The sequence below is a fragment of the Roseovarius sp. genome (assembly GCF_018066915.1).
Taxonomy (GTDB): domain Bacteria; phylum Pseudomonadota; class Alphaproteobacteria; order Rhodobacterales; family Rhodobacteraceae; genus Roseovarius.
The window spans coordinates 1-6,052 of record NZ_JAGPVV010000017.1 but is presented as its reverse complement, the minus strand read 5'-3'; the positions used below and the strand labels follow the sequence as shown (position 1 = coordinate 6,052).

Here is a 6,052-nt window from a genome sequence, read left to right as displayed (position 1 = left end):
ACCCCGTTGCCCAATCCGCCGAAAACGGCAAAACTCAAACCCGGAGTCTCGCTCACGCTGGATAAAAGTTGGGGGCAACGTCAATCTCTAAAGGGGCCTCAGCGGCTCTAAGGCGGTCTCTGAATGCGTGTCTAAGGCAATGGGCGGTCTTGCCCTCGAAATCTCTTTTGAGCCATTTGTTGAGCGCATTGCTCGCGTGAGTGGCCTTGCATTGGCTTTCATCTGTGTAAGCTGGAAAAAGATAGGTAGTCTCTCCGCCCGCTAGCAGGCGTTCCATTGCACCCAGCGCGTGACCTACAAACGGGATTTCACGCTCTGATCCTGCCGTTTTCAGTGATCTGCTAGGGTGTGCTGTGATCCTGATAACCTGTCTCTGCATATCAACGTCCTGTCGGCGTAGCCCAATAATCTCGGCGATTCTGCAGCCCGTTTCGCCCAAGACTGGAACACAAAGACGCAAATTAGAGCGCCCGCTCATTGCCTTTTCGTAGGCGCGTTCAAGATCGTCACATGTGAAGGGAATGCGTTGTTGCCGGTCCTTTCCTTCTTCTGGGATCAAGACGCCTGAGAAAGGATTTCGCCGGTCAATTTCCAGTTCCTTATTGGCGTAGTTGAATAGGGCTGTGAGGCAGTTCAAGCGCCGCCTGACGCTTGTAGTCTTGCGCCCCCTGCCCAACATCCATGACACAAACAAGCGTGCGTCCTGCCTTCCGTATGCAGTAATTTCTCGATTGCCCAAGAGACCGATAGAGTAGTCTACCGTGCTGCGTGTCGGGTTGCTCTGAATTCCTTTTACAGCGAGATACTCCACTGAAATTGCGAAAAGGTCTTTGGGTTGGGGTTTGCAGGTTTCCATCAACTCTGCGACCGAAACGACATTGGCTTGCAGGCGGGATTCCCAGATTGCATTTAATCGGCTGGTCAAAATCTCAGCTTGTTCGATGCTTTGTAGCCGCAGGCGTATGAAACTCCCGTAAATTTCTTGCGCGTGTGGTGGAACGCGACGGTTGTAATACAGATGCCCATTCCGCAGAATGATGTGCGATGTGTGACGTGATGTGTGCATATCTTCTTGCCCTCAAAGCGCTAAGCGGTTGAGCAACAAGAACAATAAAATGAAAGTCTGGAGCGGGTAACGGGAATCGAACCCGTAACTGAAGCTTGGGAAGCTTTCGTGATACCTTTTCACCATACCCGCCGCGGCGCTCTGGATAGCACCGTCGCTTGGCGTGCTTCAAGCGAAAACTTGTGCGGCCTCACAGTCGCGGTGAGAATAACCCGCCCGGATCAAGAGCCAAAGCGGATGACGCTCTGACCTTTGGGGGTCGTGCTGCGATAGACCACTGTTTCGGGCAGGTCCAGCGTGAGCGGTGCGCGGGCCTGATCCGCGCGCCAAGGCGTGCCAAGGTCAAGGCAGGTCGCCTCAGCGCCAGAATAATCGCGGCGCAGCGTCACCCACCGCAGATTGCCAAGATCGCGGGCAATCTCGCGCCCCGCCTGCGTCACGCTGCTGCGGCGCAACATCTCGCGTCCCAGACCCTCGGTGCGTGCGTCCTGTCCCGGCAGATCTGACCAGACCCCGCAGAGATGCGCGCGCCCGTTGATAGGCCGCAATTCCGCCGCCAGACGCAGACCGCCGCCGCTGCTATAGCGCCCCTCGACCACCTGCGCAGCGCTCGAGAGGGGCACGGTGCGGCTGTTGCGGATCAGGAACGGGAGCACTTCGAGTGCTCCACTCATCGCGCCGGTGCCGGTCTGGGCAAAGTCGATTTGCGGATCGCTGCCGCCGCCATTTCTGCGGCTGATCTGCTTGCGCGGCACGAAAACCTCGGGCACGCGGCCCGGTTGCCATGTCAGAGCGGTGAGAATGCAGCCCGCAGGCGCACCGGCATAATCGAGCCTTGGGTCGATCTGTGGCAATTCCACGAGGTTCTGCGCGATACGCTGACCGTCCACGTAAACCGTCGCCAACCGCACGATTTCGCGCGCGGCACCTTTGGTATAGCTCGACTGGCTCTCGCTCTCGGACCAGACGCCGCAGAGTGCGGTGCGCCCGTCCGAGGTCGGGCGCAGTTCGGTGGCGATGGTCAGGCCGCCACCGCTGCTAAAGGTGCCATGCGCGAGGCTTACCCGTTCGCTCAGCGCGGTTTGCGCCTCTGCCCCCCCGGCCAGTCCAAGGATCAGAGCAAAAGACAAGGACAAACGCAGCATGAGAACCTCCGGGGATGTTTGGGACAGTGTAACAGGCCAAACACCCCAGCTCAATTCATGTCCGATGAGCGGCGTCAGACCGCCACTTGCAACAGTTGCTCTTCGACCAGCCGGTCGGCGATCATCGCGGGGCTAACACCTTCGCCTGCTGCGCGCGTGAGGATATGCGCCATGCGCGCCTGCATTGCGGCCAGCCGCTCCTCGACCCAAGGCGCGCGGGGCGCGATCCGCAGAATTTCGGCGGCGACATTGATGATCCCGCCGCCATTGGCAACGTAATCGGGCAGGTAGAGAATGCCGCGCGCGCGCAGTCGCTCGCCATCCTCGGACGTGGCCAACTGGTTGTTGGCGGCACCGCAGATCATCTTGGCCTTGATCTCGGGGATGCTGCGGGCGTTGAGCACGCCGCCGATGGCGCAGGGCGCAAAGATATCGGCATCAACGGCATGGACGCTGCGCGGATCGACCATGGTCGCGCCAAACTCTCGCACCGTGCTGGCCGCGTGGGCCGGGTTCATATCCGCCACGCTCAGCTTTGCCCCCGCCTCGTGCAGCAGGTGGCAGAGGTGCCAGCCGACATGGCCCAACCCCTGCACCGCCACATGCCGACCAATGAGGTCATCCGTGCCCCAAAGCTGCGCTGCACCTGCGCGCATCGCGCCCAGAACGCCGCGCGCGGTCACGGGCGAGGGATCGCCGCTGGCATGCGCGCCACTGTCCAGCCCGGCGACAAAGCGCGTCTCGCGGGCAATCTCGGCCATATCCTCGGGCGACATACCCATATCCTCTGCGGTCCAGTAGCGCCCTTGCAGCATGTTGATCGCGCGCCCCATGGCGCGCAGCAGCGCAGGCGTCTTGTCGCGGACCGGATCGCCAAGGATCACCGCCTTGCCACCACCCAGCGGAAGACCGGCTGCGGCGTTCTTGTAGCTCATGCCGCGTGAGAGGTTGAGCACGTCCTCAAGGGCGGCATCGTCGCCCTCATAGACCCGCATCCGCAGGCCCCCGGCGGCGGGTCCTAGACGGGTGGAATGCAGCGCGATAAACCCGCGCAAGCCGCTTTCGCGATCCTCGACGCGGTAAACTTCCTCATGGGTGGGACTGGCCAGACGTGTGAGCATGTTGGACTCCTCCTTGAGCGCAAGAATAAGAGCGGTCAGACGCGATAAAACAGCAAACTCCTGTGAACGACGCGTGACATTTGGGTGAAATCCCCAATAATAGAGGGAAAAGTAGGGAAAATGGATCGTATCGACCGCCAGATCATCGCTGCCCTGCAACGCGACGGACGCCAGAAGCTTGCCGACTTGTCGACGGCGGTGGGTCTCTCGCCCACGCCTCTGGCACGGCGGATTGCCCGGCTTGAATCCGATGGCGTCATCACCGGCTATGCCGCGCGGGTCAATCAAGAGAAACTCGGCCTGCCGCTCAACGCCTTCATCTTTGTCGAGTTGGAGCATCATACCCGCGACGCGATCACCGCGTTTGAAACACGGATCAGGCGCTTTGACGAGGTGATGGAATGTTACCTTATGACCGGCACGCGTGATGTGCTCTTGCGGGTGGTGGCCGCTGATCTGAGGGACTTCGACCGGTTTCTCGAGGATGGTTTGATGCAGACCCCCGGCATCCGCTCCATGCGGTCAAGTTTCGCTCTGCGGACCATGATCCGCCGTGATGCCCTGCCCGAGGTCTGAGAGGTGGACCGCTTCGACGTGATCGTGATCGGGGCCGGGCCTGCCGGGGCGGCGGCAGCCTATGTGGCGGCGCAGGCGGGGTTGCGGGTGGCGCTGATCGACCGCAAGACCTTTCCGCGCGACAAGCTCTGCGGTGGTCTGATCACCGGGCGCGCACGGCAGCATTATGCCGAGATTTTCGGGCATGACATGCCGTTCGAGCCGCAGGACCGCAAGACCACGGTCGATTTCCGCTATCGCGGCCAGCCGGTAGGGATCATCGAGGATGCACCCGTCCTCTGCGCCACGATGCGGTGGGACATGGATGCGATGCTCTGCGCGCATGCGATGGGGGCAGGGGCGCAGGATTTCACCGGGCAGACGGTGGCAGAGATCGACCGCGACGCCCGCACCGTGACGCTCAAAGGCGGACCTGTGCTGGGCTACGGCGTTCTGATTGGCGCGGATGGTGTCAACTCTCAGGTGGCGCGCGCGCTCTTTGGTCAGCCGTTTGACCGTGCGCACATCGGCTTTGGGCTCGAGATCGAGGCGGTCGGCGCGCAGATCGACCCCGCCGCGCCGGTCCGGATTGATTTGGGGGCGGCGCAATGGGGCTATGGCTGGGTTTTTCCCAAGCGTTGCTCGACCACGGTGGGCGTCGGTGGGTTGCTCGGCAAGAACCCCGAAATGAAACGCGCCATGTCCGCCTATTGCGATATGCTGGGGATCGACGCGGCTGTGGCTTCTTTCAAAGGGCAATTCCTGCCCTTTGGCGATTTCCGCACCGTGCCGGGGCAAGGTGCTGTTCTGCTTGCGGGGGACGCTGCGGGGCTGGTTGATCCGATCACGGGCGAAGGCATCGGCTATGCGATGCAGAGCGGACAGTTGGCGGCCAAGGCGGCGCTTGCGGCGTTGAGTGCCGGGCAAGCAGAGACCGCGTTAACGCGCTATCGCCACGCTTTGCGCCCTGTGCATCGCGCATTGCGCATGGCGCGGCTGATCCGTCCGGTGATCTTTCTGCCCGCGCTCGAGCCGGGCTTTGCCCGCGCCTTTCAGCGCTCCTCCACCTTGCGCCGCGATTACCTGCGCTTGATGGCAGGCGAGGTGGAGTATGAGCAGATTTTGGCGCGGCTGGTGCTGCGCTTGCCGCGCCTCGGGCTCATGGCGCTGCGCGCCCGCCTCTGACGGGGTGGAGGGATGGGGGACATTGTCCCCCAAACCTTCAGAGGGCCGCCTTGAAAAGCGCCGTCAGATTGGCCTCGGTCAGCGTCACCGGGTTGCCGCCACAGCTTGGATCGGTCAGCGCATCGCGCACGAGGTCAGGAATGGACGCCTCGGTCACGCCCAGATCCCGCAGGCCGCGCGGGATGCCGAGGCTGTCGTTGAACTCCTGCACGAAGGCGCGGAAGCCATCATAGCCGCCCGTGATGCCGAGGTATCCTGCCGCACGGTCAAACCGGTCGCGGATCACATCGGCGTTGAGGTCGAGCACGGCGGGCATACAGACCGCATTGGTGGTGCCGTGATGGGTGTTGAAATGCGCGCCAACCGGGTGGCTCATGGCATGGATGGCGCCAAGGCCCTTTTGAAACGCGGTGGCACCCATGGCGGCGGCACTCATCATCTGCGCGCGCGCCTCGATATCCGTTCCATCGGCATAGGCGCGCGGCAGGTAGTCGATCACAAGGCGCATGCCTTCCAGTGCAATTCCCTGGCTCATCGGGTGGTAATGCGGCGAGGAAAAGGCCTCGACGCAATGGGCAAAGGCATCGAGCCCGGTGCCCGCGGTGATGAATTTCGGCATACCGACGGTCAGTTCAGGATCGCAGATCACGACCGTGGGCAGGAATTTTGGGTGAAAGATGATCTTTTTCGCATGGGTCACGGAATTGGTAATGACACTGGCGCGCCCCACTTCCGATCCGGTCCCGGCGGTGGTGGGCACGGCGATGATCGGCGCGATGGCGTCCGCATTGGCGCGTGTCCACCAATCGCCCACATCCTCGAAATCCCATACGGGCTGCGTCTGCCCCGCCATGAAGGCCACGCATTTACCCAGATCGAGGCCAGAGCCACCGCCAAAGGCGATCACCCCGTCATGCCCGCCCGCGCGATAGGCCTTGACCCCGGCGGCAAGGTTGATCTCGTTTGGGTTGGGATCGACC

General features: G+C 62.1%; 6 protein-coding genes and 1 tRNA gene. 2 read left to right on the top strand and 5 right to left on the bottom strand.

Features of this window, described 5'->3' with window-relative positions; translation table 11 throughout:
• Positions 1-52: 52 nt before the first annotated feature.
• From KBT70_RS00955 to KBT70_RS00940, 4 genes are all read right to left on the bottom strand, one after another.
• Entirely contained in the window at positions 53-1,066 is a 1,014-nt protein-coding gene (locus tag KBT70_RS00955) for a tyrosine-type recombinase/integrase (protein WP_296627703.1), read from the bottom strand.
• Between the two features lie 58 nt (positions 1,067-1,124).
• Positions 1,125-1,198, bottom strand: a tRNA-Gly gene (locus tag KBT70_RS00950).
• Between the two features lie 89 nt (positions 1,199-1,287).
• The gene (locus tag KBT70_RS00945) at positions 1,288-2,211 is read right to left on the bottom strand and encodes an orotidine 5-phosphate decarboxylase (RefSeq protein ID WP_296627700.1); all 924 of its coding nucleotides are present in this window, start codon (positions 2,209-2,211) and stop codon (positions 1,288-1,290) included.
• Between the two features lie 74 nt (positions 2,212-2,285).
• Positions 2,286-3,332: a Glu/Leu/Phe/Val dehydrogenase dimerization domain-containing protein gene (locus tag KBT70_RS00940; RefSeq protein WP_296627699.1), complete on the bottom strand. Its 1,047-nt coding sequence runs from the start codon at positions 3,330-3,332 to the stop codon at positions 2,286-2,288.
• A gap of 120 nt (positions 3,333-3,452) precedes the next feature.
• Here KBT70_RS00940 and KBT70_RS00935 point away from each other — a divergent pair, with 120 nt between their 5' ends.
• Both KBT70_RS00935 and KBT70_RS00930 read left to right on the top strand, forming a co-directional pair.
• Positions 3,453-3,908 carry an Lrp/AsnC family transcriptional regulator gene (locus KBT70_RS00935; RefSeq protein WP_296627698.1) on the top strand — a complete coding sequence of 152 codons (456 nt, stop codon included), beginning with the start codon at positions 3,453-3,455 and terminating at the stop codon, positions 3,906-3,908.
• A 3-nt stretch (positions 3,909-3,911) separates the two neighbouring features.
• Positions 3,912-5,072 (top strand): geranylgeranyl reductase family protein, encoded by a 1,161-nt coding sequence (locus tag KBT70_RS00930; RefSeq protein ID WP_296627697.1) that lies wholly within the window; start codon positions 3,912-3,914, stop codon positions 5,070-5,072.
• A gap of 37 nt (positions 5,073-5,109) precedes the next feature.
• Here the strand turns inward: KBT70_RS00930 and KBT70_RS00925 are convergent.
• Positions 5,110-6,052 (bottom strand): iron-containing alcohol dehydrogenase (locus KBT70_RS00925; RefSeq protein WP_296627696.1); only part of this gene is annotated, 943 nt, incomplete at its 5' end.